At 44.3% G+C, this 24,133-nt stretch carries 14 protein-coding genes; 3 read left to right on the top strand and 11 right to left on the bottom strand.

Annotated features, from left to right (window positions below):
• Positions 1-78: 78 nt before the first annotated feature.
• The 8 genes from DXX93_RS07630 to DXX93_RS07595 all read right to left on the bottom strand — a co-directional run bounded on the left by DXX93_RS07630 (position 79) and on the right by DXX93_RS07595 (position 14,571).
• On the bottom strand, positions 79-3,336 hold the full coding sequence (locus DXX93_RS07630) for a VPS10 domain-containing protein (protein WP_116007581.1): 3,258 nt from the start codon (positions 3,334-3,336) through the stop codon (positions 79-81).
• 97 nt (positions 3,337-3,433) lie between these two features.
• Entirely contained in the window at positions 3,434-6,712 is a 3,279-nt protein-coding gene (locus tag DXX93_RS07625; protein ID WP_116007580.1) for a VPS10 domain-containing protein, read from the bottom strand.
• A gap of 409 nt (positions 6,713-7,121) precedes the next feature.
• Positions 7,122-7,598: a transcription elongation factor GreA gene (gene greA, locus DXX93_RS07620; RefSeq protein WP_116007579.1), complete on the bottom strand. Its 477-nt coding sequence runs from the start codon at positions 7,596-7,598 to the stop codon at positions 7,122-7,124.
• A 204-nt stretch (positions 7,599-7,802) separates the two neighbouring features.
• Positions 7,803-11,018 (bottom strand): carbamoyl-phosphate synthase large subunit, encoded by a 3,216-nt coding sequence (carB, locus tag DXX93_RS07615; protein ID WP_116007578.1) that lies wholly within the window; start codon positions 11,016-11,018, stop codon positions 7,803-7,805.
• Between the two features lie 14 nt (positions 11,019-11,032).
• Positions 11,033-12,181, bottom strand: a complete 1,149-nt coding sequence (carA, locus tag DXX93_RS07610; RefSeq protein WP_116007577.1) for a glutamine-hydrolyzing carbamoyl-phosphate synthase small subunit — start codon at positions 12,179-12,181, stop codon at positions 11,033-11,035.
• 344 nt (positions 12,182-12,525) lie between these two features.
• Positions 12,526-13,329 carry a 4-hydroxy-tetrahydrodipicolinate reductase gene (gene dapB, locus DXX93_RS07605; RefSeq protein ID WP_116007576.1) on the bottom strand — a complete coding sequence of 268 codons (804 nt, stop codon included), beginning with the start codon at positions 13,327-13,329 and terminating at the stop codon, positions 12,526-12,528.
• The gene (locus DXX93_RS07600) at positions 13,326-13,838 is read right to left on the bottom strand and encodes a hypothetical protein (RefSeq protein WP_147302656.1); all 513 of its coding nucleotides are present in this window, start codon (positions 13,836-13,838) and stop codon (positions 13,326-13,328) included. The genes dapB and DXX93_RS07600 overlap by 4 nt, the downstream gene beginning before the upstream one ends.
• Positions 13,839-13,950: 112 nt before the next feature.
• Positions 13,951-14,571, bottom strand: coding sequence for an FKBP-type peptidyl-prolyl cis-trans isomerase (locus tag DXX93_RS07595; protein ID WP_116009869.1), 621 nt, complete (start codon positions 14,569-14,571; stop codon positions 13,951-13,953).
• A 436-nt stretch (positions 14,572-15,007) separates the two neighbouring features.
• Here DXX93_RS07595 and DXX93_RS07590 point away from each other — a divergent pair, with 436 nt between their 5' ends.
• A complete protein-coding gene (locus tag DXX93_RS07590; protein WP_116007574.1) occupies positions 15,008-16,318 on the top strand; it encodes a Na+/H+ antiporter NhaC family protein in 1,311 nt (436 codons plus the stop codon).
• 97 nt (positions 16,319-16,415) lie between these two features.
• Here the strand turns inward: DXX93_RS07590 and DXX93_RS07585 are convergent, their stop codons facing one another.
• Positions 16,416-18,500, bottom strand: coding sequence for a bifunctional metallophosphatase/5'-nucleotidase (locus DXX93_RS07585; RefSeq protein ID WP_220347559.1), 2,085 nt, complete (start codon positions 18,498-18,500; stop codon positions 16,416-16,418).
• A 440-nt stretch (positions 18,501-18,940) separates the two neighbouring features.
• On the opposite strand from DXX93_RS07585, the gene DXX93_RS07580 reads away from it, so the two are divergent.
• A complete protein-coding gene (locus DXX93_RS07580; protein ID WP_116007572.1) occupies positions 18,941-19,273 on the top strand; it encodes a hypothetical protein in 333 nt (110 codons plus the stop codon).
• Positions 19,270-19,767 carry a hypothetical protein gene (locus tag DXX93_RS07575; protein ID WP_116007571.1) on the top strand — a complete coding sequence of 166 codons (498 nt, stop codon included), beginning with the start codon at positions 19,270-19,272 and terminating at the stop codon, positions 19,765-19,767. The genes DXX93_RS07580 and DXX93_RS07575 overlap by 4 nt, the downstream gene beginning before the upstream one ends.
• 55 nt (positions 19,768-19,822) lie before the next feature.
• On the opposite strand, the gene DXX93_RS07570 is transcribed toward DXX93_RS07575, so the two are convergent.
• Both DXX93_RS07570 and sohB read right to left on the bottom strand, forming a co-directional pair.
• Positions 19,823-22,666, bottom strand: a complete 2,844-nt coding sequence (locus DXX93_RS07570; protein WP_116007570.1) for a M16 family metallopeptidase — start codon at positions 22,664-22,666, stop codon at positions 19,823-19,825.
• A gap of 369 nt (positions 22,667-23,035) precedes the next feature.
• Positions 23,036-24,091, bottom strand: a complete 1,056-nt coding sequence (gene sohB / locus DXX93_RS07565; protein WP_116007569.1) for a protease SohB — start codon at positions 24,089-24,091, stop codon at positions 23,036-23,038.
• Positions 24,092-24,133: the final 42 nt, after the last annotated feature.

Below are 24,133 nucleotides of genomic sequence, written 5' to 3'. Positions count from 1 at the left end.
CTTAATCGAATGGCATGGCAATAAGTGGCTCAATTTAATGAGCCACTTACAATGATTTGCTTAGCGTGTAACCAAACCCTATTTACCACTCGCCGGCATAGTGCCCGGTAACCAGTTACCACCTGCTTTGGCAATCGCTTCTTCTGTCAGTTTGACAGATTCTGCTAACTGAACAATGCGTTGGTAGATATCGGCATAGCCTTCGCTTGCTCGCTTAAAGCGCAGCTTTTGCTGGCCACTAACTGGGCTGGTGCTTTCGCTACGAGACCACATGAGATAACCAATATAGCCATTAACTGACGTTGGCGTTGGCTCAGCGCGTTTAGCCACGACTGAGTTGCCATTGAGATCGAGTTTGATCTCTTGCAAGTCACGCTGCATTTGGTGAGCAAGTGCTAGCGTTGCTTGGTCAAGCGCCAGTGTTTCTGTGGTTGCAACCTTGATGTGCTTAATACGTGATTCCAGCTCACCTAGGTATTTACGCGCGCCAGCAATCGCATTGCTTAATCGGCCTGCTTTCATATCAAAGGCTAAGTCGGCTTCGCGATCTGTGCTTGGGAAGGTGCGGTTATCGATGGAAACCACTTCAAAGCTTTGCTCTTGATCGTATGGCGTTTCAACACCTTTAACGAGTTTAGATAACGAAACCGTGTATTTACCCGGTACCACTAACCAGCCCGCATCTTGGTCGCCACTGGCATCAATTGGCTCAAAGCCTGGGTAGCGTAGATCCCAATGAATGCGGTTAAAGCCTTTTTTCGCAGGTGCTTTGATACGGCGAACAATATTACCTTCATCATCGCGTACTGTTAGCAATAGGCTTGGCTTTTGCTCAAAGTCTTCTTCTTTGAGTGCATCCCAGCTTGGGTAGTAAACTGGCTTTTCATCTTTGCGCAGCTCGGCTTCTTTTGCCTGACGCTGTGCCTTTAACGATTTGAACTCTTCGTTAATGTAGAAACTAAACGCTGCACCGTATTCTGGGTTTTCTGCAAAGTAGAAATCAGCACCGCGCATTGCTTTGCCTGGTAAACCTAGTGGACTGTGTTCGATAAATTGGAAAGCACGGCGCACAGGGAATAACGTTGCGTCTTGCTTTTTCACGGCTTTGGCATCTTCACGCAGTGGTGAATAGTCATCTAAGATGTAAAAACCACGACCAAACGTTGCTAACGCTAAATCGCTTTCGCGGCGTTGAATTTCAATATCACGTACGGCAATGGTAGGTATACCTGATTTTAATTGTACCCAGTTTTTACCGCCATTTTGCGTGAATAAGACACCAAATTCAGTACCAACAAAAAGTAAGTCTTTGTTTTGGTGATCTTGAGCAATGGTGTAAGTTGAGCCACGCACAGGTAAATCACCTGTAATGTTTTTCCAGCTTTTACCATTGTTGTCGCTGCGGTATACGTATGGTTTGAAATCGCCACGCTTGTGGTTATCGAATACTGCAAATACGGTATTTTTGTCAAACACTGACGCTTCCATATCCGCAACATAAGCGTTGTCTGGCACTTTTGAAGGCCAGTCTAATTTTGTCCACGCTTGGCCGCCGTCTTTGGTGACATGCATTACGCCATCATCACTACCCGTGTATAGCAAGCCTTCTTGCAATGGTGATTCTGTTAGCGCGATAAGCGATCCGTAGAACGACGTTGAAGTATTTTTCGCTACCGTATCTACGCCCCAAACTGTGTCCATCACTTCTAGCTTATTGCGGTCTATATTACGTGATAAGTCACCACTGATGGCACGCCAGTCGTCACCGCGATTATCTGATTGAAACAAGGTTTGTGAGCCGTAGTAAATACGTTCATTGTTGTGCGGGCTAATCAGCAGCGGCGAGTTCCAGTTAAAACGCTGGGCAACGGCTGGATCTGGCGTAACCGGTTGCATTTGCACACGTTCACCAGATTGCTTGTCGTAACGCGCTAAACCGCCGTATTGGTATTGCGAGTAGATAATATCTGGATTTTTCGGGTCGATAACTGTTTTAAAGCCGTCACCAAATTGGGTAAATAACCAGTCACTGTTTTGAATACCTGACTTTGTTGTGGTGCGATGCGGCGCACCTAGTGAGGCGTTATCCTGTGTACCACCAAAGACGTTGTAGAATGGGTAATCGTTATCCACCGTCACTTTGTAGAACTGAGTTAATGGCATATTGTCTTTAAACGTCCAGTTCTTGGCGCGATCCCACGACTCATAAACACCACCGTCACTACCAATGATCAAGTGATTGGTGTTGTGTGGGTCAATCCATAGTGCATGGTTATCAACATGCTTGTGTGCTTCGCCTACGCGGGTAAAGTTTTTACCACCGTCTTCAGAAACCATTAAGTAGGTATCAAGCGAGTAAACACGGTGTGGATTTTTAGGGTCAACAACAATTTCTTGGTAGTACTGCGGGCTTCCCGATACATAACTACTTTGCTTATGCCAGCTAGCGCCAGCATCGGTAGAGCGATAAAAGCCTGATTTGCCATCAGCCGCTTCAACTATGGCGTAAAGAATATTGCCATCGGTTGGCGCTACATCAATCCCGATACGGCCTTTATCAACGCTCGGTAATCCCTTTTCAATTTTGTTCCAGGTTTTACCGGCATCCGTTGATTTATAGATAGTCGATTCTGGGCCACCATTGATCAGCGTCCAGACATGGCGACGACGCTGGTACGAAGTCGCGTAAATTACATCTGGGTTTTGTGGGTCAAAGGCGATATCACTCACCCCTGTGTGCTCGCTAATTTCTAACACGTTTTCCCATGTTTTACCGCCATCAGTGGTTTTAAATAAACCGCGATCGCCGCCCTTGCTCCACAATGGGCCTTGTGAGGCGACGTAGACTACATCAGAGTTTCTTGGGTCAATTAAGATCTCCCCAATATGCTCTGAATTTTTCAGGCCAACGTTTTCCCATGTTTTACCGCCATCAACGGATTTATATACCCCGTCACCATAGGCAACTGAGCGCTGTGAATTGTTTTCACCCGTACCCGCCCAAATCACATTTTTATTGTTTGGGTCCATGGTGACATCACCATACGAGTAACTTGGCATGCTATCAGCAACTGCTTGCCAGGTAACACCTGCGTTGTCAGTTTTCCACATGCCGCCAGAGGCAGTGGCAACAAAATACTCTGCCGGATTTTCTGGGTTAAAGGCAAAATCACTGACACGACCACCAGTAACCGCTGGCCCCATATTTCTTAATTTAATACTGCTATAAATGCTGGCATCGGCTTTTTTATCGCCTTTTGCCGCTAATGCTTCACTTGATGCACCCGATAAACCGAGTGCAATTGATGCTGCGAGTAAAGAAGGTAGTAATCTCATTTCACTTCCTTAATTATTATAAGTTCTATTCATTTTACTAAAGAGAAAAGCCCAAAATGATATTGGGCTTTGGATTGTTTTATTAAACTTGTGAACGCTAGTTAAGCGCGATTGGTTGAGTGGTTGATAACAAGCCTAAGCCAGATGCTTGGTACGCCTGTTTAAACTCTGTAAGGTCTTGCTGAATAAACTCATTCACTTTACCTACGCCTTTATCTAACTCAATTTTCGCTTTTTCAAGGTAGATTTCAGCGGTTGGTGAAGGCTTACCGTAGCGGCCACCTGCATAACCCCAAGCCATAAAGACATGCGATGTAACTTTATAAGTTTCATCAACAATGCCAGTGGTTTTAGGAATAGAACGCAGGTTTTTATCTAACTCGCCAATTTTCTTGATCAGCTCACCGGCAGACTTAGCTAACTTGCTCGCAGGTAACTCGTCTTTGTTTTCAGCTTTGTTCTCAGCCTCGGTACTGCCAAGATCTTCGAGTGCCTTATCTGCCATCGCTTTAATCACTTCAATATCTTTTTTGCTGTCGTGCAAAGTATGAACCGCTTTGGTTAGCGTGCCGTACATGGCAACAGCTTGATGCTCTAATGCATAACGCGCTTTCATATCCGCCAGTGTGACATCGGTAAAGCGAGGGTCTTTTAACACCTTAGCCGTGGTTTCAAACTCGTTATCGTTAAGTTTCACATGAATAGTGTAAGTACCCGGTACCACTTCAGGGCCAGCTGGTTTGATGTCTTTATCTTCTTTTGGCTCTTGCCCCGGCATACGGCCTTGACCGTCCGATTCCAAGCCCCAAACAATGCGGTTAACCCCTTGTTTTAGCTTAGTGACAAAAGTACGAACCACTTCACCATTTGCATCTTTAACCGTGACACGAGCCTTTTCTGAAAGCGGCTTTTCATCCTTCTTGCCGCTATCTTTGTTAGCGGCTTTTTTCGCTTTCGCTAACTGACGTGCTTTTTCTTTATCTGCATCAGGATGAGTTAAGTGATCGCCCGATGCCATAACATTAATGGTGACACCGTAAACTTCATTATCACCCACATAAGCCGCATCGCCCCAGAAACGGGTTGAAGGTGCACGGCTCGATACGTATTGCTGACCATCGCCAACACTCAATAGTTTTAATGATGAGTTAAACGACTTTTCATTTAAACCACGCAGCGGGCTGTAATCGTCAATCACAATCACAGAGCGACCGTGCGTACCTAATACTAAGTCGTTTTCACGTTGCTGAATGGCCATATCCATCACAGATACGGTTGGTACGTTTTGATCGTACTTGAACCAAGAATCACCACCGTCAGTTGAGGCGTATAAACCAAGCTCTGTACCTAAGAATAATAAGTCTTCATCAACGTGATCTTGTACAACCGATAAGGCATAACCACGAATGTTTTTAGCGGTTAAATTGGTAAACTTGCTACCGTACTTAGACGCTTTAAACACGTAAGGCTTCATATCACCGCGTCTGTGGTTATCAAACACGATAAAGGCTTCTTCTGGGTTGTGAAGCGATGGCTGAATGTGCGGTACAAACGCATTTTTCGGTGCTTTACGCGCTTTCTTTTCTACGCTCTTCCAAGTATCGCCACCATCTTGCGTAACATGAATACGGCCATCGTCCGTTGCGACCCAAATCACCCCTTGTTTAATTGGGCTAGGCGCAATAGTAATAATCGCTGTGTGATTTTCCGCCGCGGTGACATCTGGCGTTAAACCACCAGATTCCTTGTAACGCTGCCAATCTGGGTTGTTAGTCGATAAATCTTTCGAGATCACCTGCCACGTTTCGCCGCGATCTGTTGATTTGTGCACGAACTGGCTACCGTAGTAGATGGTGTTATCATCAAATGGGTCTTGGGCAAGGCCAGCGTTCCAGTTGAAACGCAATTCTGTGTCGTGATCAGGCGCTGCGGGGCGAATAAGCTTTTGCTCGCCAGTCACTAAATCGTAACGGTTTAAGTAGCCGCCTTGCGATTGTACATAGCCTTTAGTGACATCATCTGGGAATGGCATAGTATCGAAACCATCACCAAAGCCAACTTCCTGCCAGTGGACATTGCGAATACCTGCGGTGTGGAAGACTTCCGCAGGGCCACGCCATGAGCCGTTATCCTGCAAACCACCGTAAACATTGTAAGGCACCGCATCGTCAACACGGATATGGTAGAACTGAGAAACCGCAAGGTTTTGCACAAAGCGCCAGCTGTCGCCTTTATCTTGGGTGATCGCGATACCACCGTCATTACCTAAAATTAGGTGCTCAGGGTTTTTGGGGTTGATCCACAAACTGTGGTTATCAATGTGGATAGTGTTACCGGTTGCACAACAATCAACTTTATCGATTTTGCTAAAGGTTTTACCGCCATCAATTGAACGGCGAATAAAAGTCGCGATATTGTAGATAATATCTGGGTTAGTTGGGTCGACTTCAATTTCTGAGTAGTAGAATGGGCGATCGGCAACATTGTGTTCGCTGTTCACTGTCGTCCAGCTATCGCCGCCATCGTCACTGCGCAGTAACGCACTTTTCTCCGCTTCAACTAGCGCATAAACCGTGCTTGGCTGACTTTCAGCGATATCAAACGTAATACGACCTAATTGACCGGAAGGTAGGCCATCTGCTGCCGTGCGTTGTTGCCAAGTTTCACCCCCATCGATTGACACATACATGCCAGAGCCGGAGCCACCTGACTCAAACTTATCCGGCCAACGTTGGAACTGCCACATTGACGCATAAAGCTTGTTTGGGTTGCTGGGATCCATTTTGATGTCAGACGCACCCGTGACGTTATCTACGTACAAAATTTTCTGCCACGTTTTGCCGCCGTCGGTGGTTTTATAGATACCTCTGTCTTCATTTTTTGACCAAAGCGTACCCATGGCTGCCGCATACGCGATATCTGGGTTGGTTGGATGCAACGCGATGCGATTAATACGCTCAGTGGTTTTTAAGCCCATGTTTTGCCATGTTTTACCACCGTCCATTGACTTGTAAATACCGCCACCAATTGAAGTTGAGTTACGGACATTACCCTCACCCGTACCTAACCAAACAATATCAGGGATGGCTGGGTGTACGGCTAGCGCGCCCGTTGACGCCCACTCTTCTTCGTCAAAAATCGGCTGCCAGTTTAGGCCAGCATTTTCTGATTTCCACACGCCGCCGGAAGCTGCGCTGGCATAAATAATATTGGGATTTGAAGGCACAGCTTCAATATCTGAAATACGACCACTGGTTGCTGCGGGGCCGATATGGCGCGCTTTAATACCTGATAATAAGTCAGTGTCGATGGCAGCATAACTGCTTGAGGCAAATAACGCCGCCGAGACAAATAACGAGGTTAAGGATTTTTTCATTAGAATTTATAACCTTAAAATGATTGATAGCTAAATGAATATAAAGCAGTGGCGATCAGGTCGCCACCACGGAGAATATTTTTGTTGTTGTACGTACGTCTGATCTGTTGTGCTTTCTTTACTTTTTACAGCAAGTCGGGCGATATAGTGACTTTATTTTCCAGCTTAATAGCGTGGGCAAGTAAATAGTAGAAAAGACAAAATTAGCAACCTTTGACTATAGCTAAATTGAATGGTGAATGTTTCCATTACACGATAAATATCGCAGTTTTAGCGATAAACGGTATTAGGCTTAATAGGTTACGAATGGTTGGGGCAGTTTTAAGCTGCAAATAGGGTATTTAACGGCCGTGTCCAAAAAAGCCGAGCTTGGTGCTCGGCTTTTAAAATTAATCCATAAGATGATTAATTATTTATGGTCTACAGAGATAATCTCATATTCAACTACGCCCGCAGGAGTTGTAATTTCAACCTCTGAATCAACGGTTTTACCAATCAAACCGCGCGCAATCGGTGAGTTAACCGAGATGCGATTATTTTTAATATCGGCTTCATCATCGCCAACAATTTGGTAGCTTACTTCTTCGTCAGTATCGATATTTAATAAGCCAACGGTAACACCGAAAATCACTTTACCTGAGTTAGGGATTTTAGTGACGTCAATGATTTGTGCATTGCCCAGCTTGCCTTCAATTTCTTGAATACGGCCTTCACAGAAGCCTTGCTGTTCGCGAGCGGCATGATACTCCGCATTTTCTTTTAGATCGCCATGCTCACGCGCTTCGGCAATTGCTTCAATAATTTCTGGACGTTTTACTTGCTTTAAATGGGTCAGCTCTTCACGCAACGCTTCTGCGCCAGCTGCTGTCATTGGAATTTGGTTCATTCGAAGTTTTTTTTCCTAAAGAATGTCTGTTCCTAAAATAGATAAAGGTGGCTATTAACCACCTCTATATTCTGTGTTGTGCTACTTCTGCTTAGCTCAATAACTTTAGCATAACAAAACTGTCATGATTCGACAAAACTATCTTTCTCAGCCACGGCTTCAGTCTAGTTTGTCGAATCTTGTGTTATGCAGCTAAGTTAACGACTAACAGCGTGCGTGTAACTCTTGAATAGACGTTACCTTGTCGCGGTCATCAGCAGCGTGTGCCTGGCATGCTGCAAAAGCCGCATTCAAGGTTGTGGTATAAGCCACTTTGTAACGCAATGCACCGCCACGTAACACTTTTGAGTCTTCAATCGCCTTACGGCCTTCAGTAGTGTTAATAATGTAGCTATACTCGCCATTTTTGATTCTATCAAGAATGTGTGGGCGACCTTCGTGTACCTTGTTAACTAAGCGACACGGTACGCCTGCTTCACCTAACATTACCGCGGTGCCGTGGGTGGCATCTAGCTCGTAGCCTAATTCTACTAACTGCTTACCTAAGTCAACCACACGCTCTTTATCTGAGTTACGCACAGACACCAACGCACGACCTGATTTCGGTACAACTACGTTCGCACCTAAGTTCGCTTTGGCATACGCTTCTTCAAACGTTTCACCAACACCCATCACTTCACCAGTTGAGCGCATTTCTGGGCCAACTAATGGGTCAGAGCCGTGGAACTTGTTAAACGGAATCACCACTTCTTTTACTGAGAAGAACGGTGGAATCGTTTCTTTAGTAATGCCTTGTTCAGTCAATGACTTACCAGCCATTACACGTGCCGCCACTTTCGCTAGTGGTACTGATGTTGCCTTTGAAACAAATGGCACGGTACGAGCAGCACGAGGGTTAACTTCAATTAAGTAGACCTTGCCGTCTTTTACCGCCATTTGCGTGTTCATTAGGCCAACAACACCTAGTTCAAACGCAAGTTTAGTCACTTGCTCACGCATCACGTCTTGCACTTCTTGGCTTAGGCTGTAAGCCGGTAATGAACAGGCTGAGTCACCTGAGTGAACACCCGCTTGTTCGATATGCTGCATAATGCCGCCAATCACCACGTTTTCACCGTCACAAATAGCATCGATGTCTACTTCAACGGCATCGTCAAGGAAGTGATCAAGCAATACTGGCGAATCGTTTGACACGCTTACTGCTTCGTTCATGTAACGGCGTAAGTCGTCTTCATCGTAAACGATTTCCATCGCACGACCACCCAATACGTAAGATGGACGAACAACCAATGGAAAGCCGATAGTTTTCGCTTCTGATACCGCTTCTTCTAATGAAGTCACTGTTGCGTTTTCTGGTTGTAATAAACCTAAACGCTCAACCGCTTGTTGGAAACGCTCACGGTCTTCTGCACGGTCAATCGCATCAGGTGAAGTACCAATAATTGGCACGCCAGCCGCTTCTAATGCACGAGCAAGTTTCAGTGGTGTTTGACCACCGTACTGCACGATAACGCCTTTTGGTTTTTCAACATTGACGATTTCTAACACATCTTCAAAAGTGATCGGCTCGAAGTACAAGCGATCAGACGTGTCGTAGTCAGTTGAAACCGTTTCAGGGTTACAGTTCACCATAATGGTTTCGTAACCGTCTTCGCGCATTGCAAGGGCTGCGTGTACACAACAGTAGTCAAACTCGATGCCTTGACCGATACGGTTTGGACCACCACCAATGATCATGATTTTTTCTTTGTCAGACGGTGAAGACTCACACTCTTCATCGTAGGTTGAGTACATGTAAGCCGTGTCAGACTTAAATTCTGCCGCACAGGTATCAACGCGCTTGTAAACTGGGCGAATATCAGCCGCATGACGTTTCTTGCGAATTTCTGACTCGTTAACACCAATTACATCAGCAAGACGCTTGTCTGAGAAACCTTTGCGCTTTAAGCGTTTTAATGACGCAGCGTTTAAGCCCGCCATGCCGCTTTCTGCTAGTACTTTCTCTTCATTAACGATGTCTTCGATTTGCACTAGGAACCAGCGGTCAATCTTTGTGGCATTGAATACCTCATCAACTGACATGCCTAAACGGAAGGCATCAGCCACATACCAGATGCGATCAGCGCCCGCTTCTTGCAACTCGTGCATAATTTCAGAGCGTGCGTCTTTGTCGTTGATATCTACTTTTGGATCAAAACCGCTAGCGCCAACTTCTAAGCCACGTAGTGCTTTTTGCATTGATTCTTGTTGGTTACGACCAATTGCCATCACCTCACCGACTGATTTCATTTGCGTCGTTAAGCGATCTTCTGAGCCAGCGAATTTTTCGAAGTTAAAACGTGGGATTTTTGTTACCACGTAATCAATCGTCGGTTCGAACGATGCTGGTGTTGCGCCGCCTGTAATATCGTTTTGTAACTCGTCTAACGTGAAGCCAACTGCTAGTTTTGCGGCCACTTTCGCAATTGGGAAACCAGTCGCTTTTGATGCTAATGCAGATGAGCGCGAAACACGCGGGTTCATCTCGATAATGACAACGCGACCATCTTTCGGGTTAACACCAAACTGTACGTTTGAACCACCAGTTTCAACACCAATTTCACGCAATACCGCAAGTGATGCGTTACGCATGATTTGGTATTCTTTGTCAGTTAGGGTTTGCGCTGGTGCTACCGTGATTGAGTCACCAGTGTGAATGCCCATAGGGTCAAAGTTTTCAATCGAACAGATAATGATACAGTTGTCGTTCTTATCGCGAACCACTTCCATTTCATACTCTTTCCAACCGATCAATGATTCATCGATAAGTAGTTCGTTGGTTGGAGATAAATCTAAACCACGCGTACAAATTGTCTCGAATTCTTCTTGGTTATACGCGATACCGCCACCGGTTCCACCCATGGTGAAAGACGGGCGAATAATACATGGGAAACCGATACGCTTAGCGGTTTCTTTCGCTTCTTCCATTGAGTGCACAATTTCAGCGCGTGGACATTCCAAACCAATGTTTTTCATTGCTTGGTCAAAGCGTTCACGGTTTTCTGCTTTGTCGATAGCATCAGCAGTTGCACCGATCATCTCAACATCAAACTCAGCAAGTACACCGTTTGATTCAAGCTCTAGTGCACAGTTAAGTGCTGTTTGACCACCCATAGTAGGTAAAATCGCGTCTGGACGTTCTTTTTCAATGATCTTGCGCACAACTTCCCAGTGAATAGGCTCAATATAAGTTGCGTCAGCCATTTCTGGGTCGGTCATAATGGTGGCTGGATTAGAGTTCACGAGAATAACGCGGTAACCTTCTTCGCGCAGGGCTTTACAGGCTTGTGCGCCTGAATAGTCAAACTCACACGCTTGACCGATAACAATTGGGCCAGCACCTAAGATTAGAATACTTTTTATGTCAGTACGTTTTGGCATAGTCTTGTTCTCTCTTACTTAGCTGCTTTAGCTTCATTAATTAGTTCAATAAAGTGGTCAAATAACGGTGCTGCGTCATGTGGACCTGGGCTTGCTTCTGGGTGACCTTGGAAGCTAAAGGCTGGCTTGTCAGTGCGGTGAATACCTTGAATTGTGCCATCAAACAGTGATTTGTGCGTGACGCGCAGATTGTCTGACATATTGTCTTCATCAACAGCGAAACCATGGTTTTGCGCGGTGATCATCACCGCATCGCGGTCAATGTCTTTCACTGGGTGGTTGCCACCGTGGTGACCGAACTTCATTTTAATCGTCTTGGCACCACTGGCTAAACCTAATAGCTGATGGCCTAAACAAATACCGAACACTGGAATATCAGTTTCAAGGAAAGATTTAATTGCTGCGATTGCGTAGTCACATGGCTCTGGATCGCCGGGACCATTAGATAGGAAGATGCCATCTGGATTCATCGCTAGTACGTCAGCCGCTGGAGTTTGCGCTGGCACAACCGTAAGCTTACAGCCACGGTCTACTAACATACGTAAAATATTGCGTTTGGCACCAAAATCGTAGGCAACGACGTGAAAGTCGAAGTTTTCCGGCGTTTCTTTATAGCAGGTATGGCCTTTTCCTAGCTGCCAGCTGCCTTCTGTCCACTGGTATTGTTCTTTAGTCGATACGACTTTTGCTAAGTCCATACCTTTTAAGCCAGGGAAGCCTTTTGCTTGGGCTAGTGCCTTTGCCTCATCTAGGCTATCGCCCGCTAAGATACAGCCATTTTGAGCACCTTTTTCACGTAGAATACGTGTTAGTTTACGCGTGTCGATATCAGCAATACCTAAAATATTGTTGCGCGCTAGGTAATCGCTCAAGCTTTCTTCGTTTCTAAAATTACTGGCCAGTAAAGGTAAGTCGCGAATCACTAAGCCTTTAGCCCAAATGGTGCCAGACTCTTCGTCTTCTGAGTTTGTACCAGTGTTGCCAATGTGAGGATAAGTGAGGGTAACAATTTGTTCTGCGTAGGAAGGATCAGTCAGGATTTCTTGGTAACCGGTCATGGAAGTGTTAAACACCACTTCACCAACCGCCATTCCTTCTGCACCAATAGCGGTGCCGTTAAATATAGTGCCGTCTTCTAGCACCAAAATGGCAGATTTAGTCAATTTAGCCTCCGAAAAGAAGAAAGTAAACTTAATCGCTTTTAACGTTTTTTTGCGTATTTCTCGTTAAAAGCACTAAGCGCGAAAATTGTTCAATAATCCGTCTTTTGGCTTGCGAATCGCAAATTTTTGACAAATTCCGCGCATTCTACGCCCATTAGTGTTTTTCGTCTAGTAAAATTAGAAATATTTAGCTTTAAAATGATTTTTATGACCAAACGGTCAAAAATCTATGTTTTCTAACCTTGATATCACTTAATTTGTCTAGAAAATTAAGCGAACAAAAATAACTAACAAGCTGTTTTATATGATTTATTTAATCAATTTATGCCATATATTCGGGTGTGTTATTTCAGCCCAAGAACATCTTGCATATCGTAATAACCGTGCTTAGCCTTAGCTAACCAAAGTGCTGCACGCATTGCCCCTTGAGCAAAGGTCATACGCGAACTGGCTTTATGGGTGATTTCGAGGCGCTCGCCCAAATCCGCAAAAAATGCCGTATGTTCACCAACGATATCGCCAGCACGAACCGTGGCAAAACCTATAGTCTTGTTATCGCGTTCATCAGTAATACCCTCGCGACCATAAACGGCGCATTCATTTAAATCACGCCCTAGGGTTTCAGCGATCACCTGCCCCATCTTCATCGCGGTGCCTGACGGTGCATCTTTTTTGAATCGGTGGTGCGCCTCAAAAATTTCTATATCAGTATAGTCGCCAATAGCCTGAGCGGTAATTTCCAAGAGTTTAAATAGCAAGTTAACACCAACACTGGTGTTTGGCGCTAATAATACGGGCATGTCTTGACCAGCCTGTTTGATCGATTTAACTTGCGCATCTTCAAAGCCGGTAGTACCAATGACTAGTGCTTTATTATTCGCTTTACACCACTCGATATTGCTCAACGTAGATTCAATCGAAGTAAAGTCGATAAAGACATCGGCACTGCTGACCGCTTCAAGCGAAGTGCTTGTCACCAAATCAAGTTTGCCAATACCTGCTAACTCGCCTAAGTCAAAACCAGCAAAAGAAGAATTTTCGCGCACCGTGCCACCAACCAGTTCAATTTCATCATGCTCTACAGCTGCCTTGATCAAGTTACGGCCCATGCGGCCGCTACAGCCTAAAATTGCAACTTTAGTGGTCATTTATCGGTTTCCTTATTGTTTATATCGTTAGCACTATTGTTTGTATCGTTAGCACTCGGGATTAAGGTTAACTCATGAGCTAAGTCAGCAAGCTGACACATATCATGAGAAATAACGTTAATGATTCTATAGGCTTCTTGTTGATAGCTTAAATGATAAATTGCCGAAAATTCGCTAAAAAGGTTATTAGCTTGGTCATAAAAACGCCAATCAATTTTCACTAAGCTAAGTGTTTCATTAATATGCTGATAACTGGCATTACTGGCCTTAAACCCGGTGATGTTATGTTCAGCTAACATGGCAAAAATGCCACTAAACTCTTGATTGAAGCCTTGCTCACTATCAAGCACGAGTACTTTATCTGGCGTACTCAATACGCAAGGGAGTTGATAGCATTTCGCTACTGCTGGCACGCTGGCCGCAGAGAAGGCATGAATGTAATTTTGGTAGAAGGTAGCCAACTGCTGGGCTTTGTTAGGGTAGTTTTGTTCTTGGTGCTGTTCGTTCATTCTTATAGCGCGCATTAAAAGGTGCGTAGTAAAAAGTGCTGTTTGCTTTGGGTAACAATACGAATTAAAAAATTCCAGACAAAGAAAAGCCGGGCTAGCCCGGCTTAATCATTTATAGGATGTCTAATAGTTCAACATCGAATACTAACGCTGAGTATGGAGGGATCGCACCGTGCGAACCACGCTCACCGTAAGCTAAGTTGTAAGGAATGTATAAACGCCATTTTGCGCCAACACTCATTAGCTGTAATGCTTCTGTCCAACCAGCGATAACACCACCAACTGGGAATTCAGCAGGTTGACCGCGATCAACTGAGCTATCGAATACTTCACCGTTAATGAAAGTACCGTGGTAGTGAGTGCGAACCGTTGATGCTGCCGTTGGTTTTTCACCTTCTGCATCTGCTAGCACTTCGTACTGTAAGCCAGATTCAGTCACAGTCACTTCTGCACGCTCAGCATTTTTTGCTAAGAAAGCTTCGCCTTCAGCCGCTTTTTCTTTGGCTTGTGCTTGCTCTTGCTCTTGTAATTTCTTAGAAACAACAGCAAATGCTTCGTTTAAGTCTTGCTCGCTTACTTGGCTATCTGCAGCTGCTAATGCGTCAGCTAAACCAGATTGTACCGCGGTTACGTCAAACTCTTTAAATGGGTTATTGCGTAATTGGTCGCCAAGTTGACGGCCAACGCCGTAACTTACGCGTGCTTCGATTGATTCAAATTTGTTATCAGACATTTGCACTTCTTCATTGTAAAAATTGGCGGCAAGAATAGCACAGAGCGCCACCATAAAGTAGGGCTAATTCCGCTACGATTGATAAAAATAGAGGGATTATATCGCTAAATTATTGAACCTAGTTTTTAACGAAATTTGGTTCATTCTCAGCATCAGCTAAACATCAAGTTATTTTAGCCATCTAAACATCTAGATTGACAGTGGTACAAATCACTTTATAATTTGCGCTATTCGCCAAATGAAAACTTATCTATCTGTTAGCTTGCTATTTTGCCTTTCCCCTGATCCAGTGGAATGTTATAAAAGCTTATTATTTGAACATTTTATGCTTGTTCGCGTGCATCACTACCTAACGCGTGAATAAGATTAAACAAATTAAAGTTCAAAGTAATAACGCGCTAGCGACAACAACTAACAATAAGAATTAGAGCATTATATGACTGAACAAACCTCACCACCTCGCCTTCTCAGCCTATTGCCGTTTGGCGTATTCCTTTCGCTCTTTATCGGTACAGGGATTGTCCTAACCCTGCAAGGTGTTGAGTTTGCGTTTTACCAGCTGCCTGCCAGTGTTGCCATTATCCCTGCCATCATCGTTGCAATAATGATGGGGAAGGAAACGATTAGCGAGCAAGTTAACCAGTTTATTGAAGGTGCCGGCCATAGCAATATTATTACCATGGGGGTGATTTATTTGCTGGCAGGCGCGTTTGGCATGGTTGCGAAAGCAACAGGCAGTGTTGATGCAAGTGTGCAACTGGGATTAGCGCTGTTTCCGGACTATTTAATCATTCCTGGACTATTCATTGTTGCCGCATTTTTATCAACAGCTATGGGAACATCGGTTGGTACCATCGCTGCCATTGCCCCGATAGCCGCGGGCTTTATTGAAGCTGCGAGCCTAAGCCCTGCATTAGTTGCAGGTAGTATTATCTCCGGCGCTATTTTCGGTGATAATTTATCGATTATCTCTGACACAACCATTGCCTCAACGCGAACACAAGGGGCGCGAATGAAAGACAAGTTTCGTGTGAACTTTAAGTTCGCTCTTCCCGCCGCACTTATCTCGCTCGTGCTATTCACTTTCTTGGGAGGTAGTGCTGACTATCAAAGCGAGCAAGCGATCGACGTAATTGGCCTATTGCCTTACGTCGTTATTCTTGGTTTAGCGTTGTCGGGGGTAAACGTGTTTGTGGTTTTACTGGTTGGTATTTTACTGGCAGCTGCAACAGGCTTTGTCAGTAATGGCTATCAACTGTCTGCACTCGCATCTGATATCAACAAAGGCTTTGCTAACGTACAAGACGTCTTTATTTTAGCGCTATTTATTGGTGGTTTAAGCGAGTTAGTACGCCGCCAAGGTGGCTTGCAAGCGCTTACGGTAAGCTTAAAAAAATTAGCGGGTAAACTTAGCCCCAATAACCCGAAACGCGCGGCTGGTTTAGGTATTGCCAGCCTCGCATTTAGTGCGAACTTTTTTACCGCCAATAATACAGTGTCAATTATTATCACAGGTGAAACCGCGAAAGAGCTCGCCGAAGATGGCAACATTAAAGCAGCAGAATCGGCTAGTTTGCTAGATATTTTCGCCTGTATTAACCAAGGTTTATTACCTTATGGCGCGCAAGCCTTGCTGCTTGGAGCAACTATTGGTATTTCCCCTGTGGATGTGGTGATTTACTCGTTTTACCCGATGATTTTATTCTTTGCCGCATTAATTGCATTTTGGCGTATTACTAAAAATTAAACCAAACACAGCGATAACCAAAGATTAAAAATACATAGAGAAAAGGCTTGCCGATGCAAGCCTTTTTTGTGCCAGTTAAAGCTTCCTCAACGTGTAGTTATTCGTCAGCTAATACCGTATCTTCTGGCACCTTGGCTAAATTCTGAATACGCTTGTCTTGTGCGCTTGGCGTGTCCATTTCGTAATAAGCCTTACCCACTTTTTGGTAGTGCTCGAATAAATACTCTGCGAGGGCGTCTTGCTCTGTGCCATCGTCAGCAATAACGACATTACCTGTTTTTTGCCCTGCGCTTTTAAGGCTCACCACGTTTGCCGATTTCCCCTTGGGAAAGGCATAACCGTCACCACCGTTCACTAGAAAGTCCAAGGTCACCAAGCGAAATATTTGCTTAGCCGCAGCTGGGTTTAGCTTTCCATTGTTAACAACTACAACTGTCTTACCCTTGGGTAAAGCGCCATTATCATCAAGTATCATAAGATTTTGCACGCGCGAACCAACCGCTTTACTTGCGTCAAAACTAAAACGCATGCCTGCCACTTGCGGAAAACGGCCGGGGGTTGCGCCAGCTCTGGTAGCCGACACGCCGTACTCAATAATGTCTTTTAATTCACGACCAGTGACTGATAAATTGCTAAGTGCGCTGTTAAAGCGCAGCGCGATTTCTAAATCCAACTGCGTTACATCGCCTGCGTTATTGATACCGTCTGCGCCTTTGGGCGGACTGCATACCAACTCACTATCAGTACTGCCGGGGGGAATGACGCAAGCACCAATTGGTGCGCGAATCCCACCACCGTTTTTAAGTGAAATAGCCACGCTTTTATCAATTGTTTGTGCATAAGCAAGGTTGGCGTCAGCGGTAAGGTTGCCGAGGTTCGTTTCCTCAGTTCTCACTGATACCCTGCTGCCGTTTAAATACACCGATGTGCTACCAAATACCTTACTGAGTTTGGCCGTCAATGCTTGGTTTAACGCCGTAGTTATCGTTTGAACTTCTGGAATCGCGTCACTTAACTCAAGGTTGTGTTCAGTAAGTGCTCGTTCGTCAGCAGCGTATGCACCGTTTAGTTCATCGTCTAACAAGCTGGGGATCATCACACCGTTTTCATCGAACATCACGACAAATCGCCCGAGGTAGGTGTAATCTCCGTCGGTGTTCAGCACTACAATAGGCTCTTTTGTGGCACTTTGAAAAACGAGTGGATAACTGCCTTCGGCACTATCGCCATCGCGTAGCCTGTCGTTTTTGTCAGCCAATATCGTATTCGAACCACCTGCGACGATAATATCGACACCATCCAGTAAAGGCGCGAGTTGTTGTTCAATGGCAATTTGCTGCATATGGGCGAGTAAGATAATTTTGTTGATACCTTGCTTGGTGAGGGAGTCAATATAAGTTTGTATTTTCAAGGCAAGTGCCGCGATGTCACTGGCATCATCAGGTAGTACAGTAATGTCGTCTGTTTTCGTAATACTGCTTAACGCTGGTGTTGAAGCGCCAACGACACCGATCCTTTCGCCGTTGACCTCAATCACCGTGCTGGCGGCAACCTGCCCTGCTTGATTAGTATTGATATCGCCGTTAACACCGAACAATGGCGCTAACGAGGTATCTGTTGTGAAATCCAAATTGGCCGATAAATAGGGAAATTGAGCACCTTGCCAAGTTTTACCACTCAGCACTTGTGGCGCAATCAAATTGGCGAACGCTTCTGTCCCCATGTCTAATTCGTGATTGCCAACCGCCGTGGCTTGCACGCCCATAGCATTTAAATAAGCGATATGCGCTCTGCCATTGGCGGCAACACCTAAAATGCTACTCAAGGCAAGATCACCGCCGACATTATATTCTGGGCCGGGTATCCAATTATCACCTGAGCTGAGTACTAAAGTATTGGCATATTCAGCGCGGAATTTATTTAATATTGCAGAAAAACGAACGGCATTGTTCAGAATATCGCGGCCGCCATCAATATCGGCGAAGTGCAATAGCTGTAACTGAAAGGCACCATCAGAACATTGGGCGAGTTGTTGGTTATCCTGTCCACAATGCTTAACTCGACTAGCTAACTCAACCTCATCATCAGCAGCGTTTTTACCTTGAAGATTTGCGCTATCACCACAGCCCACTAACGCTAGCACGCTTAAAAAGGGTAATAGTGAGCTCTTCCAGTTTTTCATTTTTCTCTCCGCAATAGCTATTTTGACAAAAACCAAGTCTGCAAAGTAGCTAGGCAACATTCGTAATGAGGCAAAGGTTAGCTACATCTATTTAACAAAACAACTGTGCATTTTTTATATGCCAGAAATTTACGAGGTTACGAGTATACGAGAACACACAAGCAAACTAATATTTTAATCGACACCGAGTTGCGCGATTACACTATCAAGTAAGACAACCGTATAAGAAAAATAATCAACGTGAGATAAGTAGCTACATTCTTGATTGCATTGGAAAGAATTTTTGAGTTATGGTGTTCAAATATCAGTCACATATAGTTTTTATATTGGCTAATTAAACCCAACATCGTTACAAAACAATAATTAACATGTGATATTTAGAGAAGAAAACAAGCAAAGTATCGCCACTTATCAACAGATTAATAGTAAAAGGAATAACTATGAAATGTCCAAATATTGAAGGCGTTGAATTTTCTTCAACAAGTAAAAGAGCATTAAAAAGGCTAAAAGAATTAGACGAATTATCTAAACTATTGGCCACATTTACTGGTATTGGGGTTTTCGCAAATATTTTTCTTGGTTCGAACAGTCTCGCAGCAACATATTCTGTATATTCGACAGATTTTGCAACCTTAACTCGCGGGCTTGCAACCATCCCCAAAATTACTCGGCGACAAATAGAAAAAATTGCAGCCGAAACCTATCAACAATCAACTAATTACAAAGAAAGAACATTTTGGAAAGCTATTTATTTTGGGTATAAAGCGAAATGATAAAGTACTTATTAAGTCCATGTTTAATTGTATTGAACTTTAATTTGAGTGCGAATGAGCTCGAAAACTCTGAAAGCTTGATATTAAGATCATATTCGGAAAGCTTAGCTGAACTCGAAAACTCAGAGGAACAATGTGAGAAACAAGCGACTGTATTACCAAAAAACCTCTTTTCCGGTATTAACCTATCAAAAAAAGAAATGGAAGCCGTACTACTGTACAAGCAGCATGAAACTTTCATTCATTGCACTATGGCAGAAAGGTATAAGTATTTTATGTCTGCTTCATTGTTGAGAGCTAAAAAGCCCAAATCTGCTAAAATGGTGGATGCTAGCAATAACATCAATTCATATTACTTTTTGAGGTTACTTGAAACTGAAGTTGAGTATAAGAAGATAGAGCAATCGAAACGCGATAAAATTGATAAATTAGAGCCTCTTAAAAGTCCTTTCGATTTAATGTCTTCATTAGATGTTATTGTTAATGAGCCATAATCTTACTCTAGTTCTACTCTACCTACTTTAGGCGGCTAGGAGCTCAGTCATTATCCTAATTTAACCGTATTGGCTTTCCTAGCCCCAGCTTAGACAGGCTATCTAATTGAGTTTTTGCATCCCCCACCACCAGATAAATTAACTGCTCTGGTTGAATAAGTTTATCACCCAGACGTTTTACTTTTTCAACCGTAAATTGCTTCACTAGCTGCTCGCGCTGCTCCAAATAATCATATGGATATTGATATTGGCTGATGGCATAAAGTACACCGAGCTTGGCTTCCATTGATTCTAAGCGCCGAGCGTTACTTTTAAGTAAATAGCTTTGGGTAACCTCTAGGTCTACTTGATTGTAATTCCGGGTATAGCTAGCCAGAATATCTTTAACCAGCTTGGTCGCATCGAAAGTGGCGTCTGTACGCACAGGGGACTTGAGGACAAAACGACCATAATATGGGGTGCCTTCAAAGTCCGAATTAATAGAGTAAGTGTAACCTTTTTGCTCACGAACCTGTTGCATTAACTGAGCAACAAAGCCCCCACCGCCAAGGCGAAAATTCACAATTTTTCCCGGATAGTAATGCTCATCTCTGGCACTCATCGCAGCATAACCGATCCGTAATTGTGACTGCTTTGCATCCGCTATGTTATAAAAATACAAGCCAGCGCTTGCTGATGATTTCACATCACCGATGCTTGGCTGGGTCAGATTTAAATTACGCCATCTTTGTTCAACCAGCGCCAACGAAGCGACTACTTGCTGGTGAGAAATGTCGCCAACCACATGCAAGGTAGCGAGGTTAGGTGACAGTTTCTCTCGATAAAAAGTTTGTAAGTCTGACATCTGGATTGCTTTGATCGTGTCTTTACTACCGAGTAAGCTGTGGCTAAGGATATGGTCGTCGCCATAGAGTAAACGATTAAACTGCTTATCCGCGACCAAGTGAGGTTGGCTTTGCTCTGCTACGATACGACTTATTTGCTCTCGTTTTACAATATCAAATTCCTGCTTGTCCCATCTCGGCTCTAGCAGCATTTCGATTGCCAGTGCTAGCGTTGCATCAAAGTGACGCGACAAACTTGTCCCTGAAATGGTCATTGCCGTCTCACTGGCAGTAATCCGAATATCAGCCCCAAGCTGCTGAATCGCTTGCTGTAACTCTTGTGTGGTTTTAGTCGCCGTTCCTTTAGTCATCATCAAGGCGGTGAAATTCGCCACACCTGACTTGTTCACACTATCAAATAGCTGACCACCACTAATCACCCATTCAAACTCAATTAACGGTAACTCTGACGTATTAATGCCATAAACCGTCATTTCGTTGGCCAATTTGGCATGCCAAATATCAGGGCTTTTTAATTTAATTGGCTCGCCATAATCAGGCTCAATACTGCGGTCAATTGTCGAAGGAGTATTGCTAGGTTTGGTAGCTTGAGTCAGGTTTGGTGAGACAAAGTTGTCAGGCGTGTTTGCGCTAATCGTTTCCTCAACAACGCCTGACAATCTGGCACCACTTATCGCTAACTCTGCCTGCCCTTTGGGTACTAAACTAGTGCTGATAAAGGGTTTGTTTTGAATATACTGACGATAGACTCGCCAAATGTCGTCGCTAGTGACCGCCAAGGCGCTGTCTAAATCGCGAGAGGCGAAAGCTGGCGTCGATATCAAGGCATTGTAATAACCTAGCATACTTGCTTTTTGCTCAACGCTGACCAATTGTTGATAAAACTTGGTTTCGGTTTGCGCATGGACGCGATCAAGTTGTGACGCTGTAAAGCCATCTTGCTCAAACTGTTTGAACGCCTGCTCAAGCGCCTGCTGCACCCTATCAAGATCAATACCACTAAAGGCGCGCACTTTCAGGCTGAACTCACCTGTTAGCTGATTACTGTAATGATTAATAGTCACTTGGGGCGTTAATTTAAGTTGCTCAACTAGCAGTTGATTAAATACGCTTTGTTTACCATCGGCGAGAATACGTGCCAAGGCATTGAGCGCATATTCGTCAGCGTGAAAACGCTCTATGGTCGGCCAGACTATGGTCAACTCCGCTAGGCTGGCAAAATTATCCTGATGTACGAGTTGTGTTGTTTGCCTGAGCTTAGGAGTGTTTGGTTCAAGTGTTGGTATCTGCTCACCTGCTGGAATATCATTAAAATACGTTTCAATCCAGCGCTTGGCCTGCACAGGGTCAAAATCGCCCGCCAAGGTTAAGGTCACATTGTTTGGTGCATACCAGCGCAAAAAGAAATCATGGACATCCTCAAGTGTTGCATTTTGAATATCCTGCATCGAGCCAATAACACGCCAACTGTAAGGGTGCTCTTTCGGGTACAAGTGTTTTGACAACATATAGCCAGTATGACCATACGGCCTGTTATCAACAAATTGCCGCTTTTCATTTTTAACAACCTGCTTTTCTTTTTCCAGAACGCTAGCGGTCACTGTATTAATTGAATAACCCAGCCGATCCGCCTCTGCCCAGAGGAGTTTTTCTAGGGCATCTTTGGGAATTGTCTGTTGGTAAACCGTTAAGTCACGAGTTGTATAGCCATTGGCTCCAGAGCCGCCAACTCTGGCACTTAGCTTGTCCAAACCGCCTTTGCCAAGATTTTCAGATTCGAGGAAAAACAGATGTTCAAACATATGGGCAAAACCAGAGCGGCCCTCTGGCTCTCTTGCTGAGCCCGCATGTACGGTAAGGTTAACCGCGACAACAGGATCAGAGCGGTCAATATGAAAAACAACATCCAGCCCATTGGCTAAAGTAAACGTTTCAGCAGGTACTAAACCATCTGTTGTAGCTGCTGTTCCAAGCTCTGTATGAGGGTCTGGTTGTGTGCTACATCCTGCCATGAGCACAACAAGCAACATAAAAGAATAGCCTTTCGTCAGCATGTTCGTTCCCTTTATCCAGAAGGTAGTTAGTGAATAAAGCTAGTTCCAGATCTGACTGGCATCAAGTAAATAGATGGAAAAATCGTCCCTGACTAGGGAGTAAGCGGTAAGGTAGGCGCAATAACATAGCTCAGAACACGAACCAGAGCGTGTTGATCTTTCGAACTTAAATTTCGTTCAATCTAAACGGTTTCTAATCGCAGCGCTCGTTTTGTCGCATAGTCGCTCTCGGCTTTATCTTCTGAGTCGAACTACCTCCTGCATCCATGCAATCGTATGTAAAAAGCGAGCTTTTTCAGGGTCGGCTCCACAAACTAAAAAGGTGCTAAACTCAGCACCTTTTGATATTGAACAACTCTGAAAAACCGATTAGCTAGGGAAGATACGGTTACGCTGGATTAATCGCGAGATAAAGCTATCTGCTGACATTGACGCAGCTTTTGATAATTTTTCCGCTAAGCCTTTTTTGGTCGCATATTTTAGGCCGACAATTTTGTGAGTTTTTGCCGCTGCAAATAAATAATCGTCACTGGTTTGAATATCATCCACTAAACCCAATGCTTTCGCTTTTGTTCCAAACCAATGCTCACCCGTTGCTACTTTGGCAATATCTAATGACGGACGGTGTTCGCTAACAAAGTCTTTAAATAACTGATGCGTTTCTTCTAGCTCTTCAACAAACTTCTCGCGACCTTTGTCTGTATTCTCACCGAACATAGTAAGCGTGCGCTTAAATTCGCCAGCCGTTAACTGTTCAAAGTCGATATCATTCTTTTTCAGTAGTTTATTAAAGTTAGGTACTTGGGCGATCACCCCAATCGAACCTAAAATCGCAAATGGCGCCGCGATAATTTTATTGGCAACACAGGCCATCATGTAACCGCCGCTTGCCGCCACTTTATCAACCGAAATGGTGAGTGGAATATCTCGTTGGCGAATGCGATCTAGCTGTGATGAGGCGAGACCGTAGCCGTGCACCATACCGCCGCCAGATTCCAATTTCACAAACACTTCGTCTTCTGGCTTAGCAACCGCTAGTACCGCTGAAACCTCTTCACGTAAACCAGACACTTCTTTAGCGTCGATGCTGCCGTTAAAGTCTAAAACGAACATTCTCGGTTTAGTTTTGGCGGCTTCGTCACTACCCTTATTTACTTTAGCTGCTTTCGCTGCTTTGGCTTTTTCTTTTTCAGCTTTTTTATCTTGTTTCTCTTTTTCTTTTAACTCGTCTTTGGTCAAAAGTGCATGAGTAACTTCCAGCTCAACCTCTTCAAAATGCTCTGATAAATCTTCGATCTCCAGCTCACCTTTACGAGCCTTTTGCTTCATCGCAGCACCTGCCCCGACAGCGACGATAACCACAACCGCCAACACAAAAGTGACCACTTTGGCCAAGAACAAACCGTATTCGTATAAAAATTCCAATGGAGTCTCCAATTTGATGTATTGCAACCGTAACCGTTACAA

The organism is Thalassotalea euphylliae (assembly GCF_003390335.1).
Classification (GTDB): Bacteria; Pseudomonadota; Gammaproteobacteria; order Enterobacterales; family Alteromonadaceae; genus Thalassotalea_F; species Thalassotalea_F euphylliae_B.
This window is presented reverse-complemented; position numbering and strand designations above follow the sequence as displayed.

Excerpts from the sequence above, each read along its gene's own strand:
- DXX93_RS07595 (WP_116009869.1), bottom strand. The coding sequence starts at position 14,571 with ATGTCTGATAACAAATTTGAATCAATCGAAGCACGCGTAAGTTACGGC.
- carB (WP_116007578.1), bottom strand. The coding sequence starts at position 11,018 with ATGCCAAAACGTACTGACATAAAAAGTATTCTAATCTTAGGTGCTGGC.
- DXX93_RS07580 (WP_116007572.1), top strand. The coding sequence starts at position 18,941 with ATGAAATGTCCAAATATTGAAGGCGTTGAATTTTCTTCAACAAGTAAA.
- DXX93_RS07570 (WP_116007570.1), bottom strand. The coding sequence starts at position 22,666 with ATGCTGACGAAAGGCTATTCTTTTATGTTGCTTGTTGTGCTCATGGCA.
- DXX93_RS07600 (WP_147302656.1), bottom strand. The coding sequence starts at position 13,838 with ATGAACGAACAGCACCAAGAACAAAACTACCCTAACAAAGCCCAGCAG.
- dapB (WP_116007576.1), bottom strand. The coding sequence starts at position 13,329 with ATGACCACTAAAGTTGCAATTTTAGGCTGTAGCGGCCGCATGGGCCGT.
- DXX93_RS07585 (WP_220347559.1), bottom strand. The coding sequence starts at position 18,500 with ATGAAAAACTGGAAGAGCTCACTATTACCCTTTTTAAGCGTGCTAGCG.
- DXX93_RS07630 (WP_116007581.1), bottom strand. The coding sequence starts at position 3,336 with ATGAGATTACTACCTTCTTTACTCGCAGCATCAATTGCACTCGGTTTA.
- DXX93_RS07590 (WP_116007574.1), top strand. The coding sequence starts at position 15,008 with ATGACTGAACAAACCTCACCACCTCGCCTTCTCAGCCTATTGCCGTTT.
- greA (WP_116007579.1), bottom strand. The coding sequence starts at position 7,598 with ATGAACCAAATTCCAATGACAGCAGCTGGCGCAGAAGCGTTGCGTGAA.
- DXX93_RS07625 (WP_116007580.1), bottom strand. The coding sequence starts at position 6,712 with ATGAAAAAATCCTTAACCTCGTTATTTGTCTCGGCGGCGTTATTTGCC.
- DXX93_RS07575 (WP_116007571.1), top strand. The coding sequence starts at position 19,270 with ATGATAAAGTACTTATTAAGTCCATGTTTAATTGTATTGAACTTTAAT.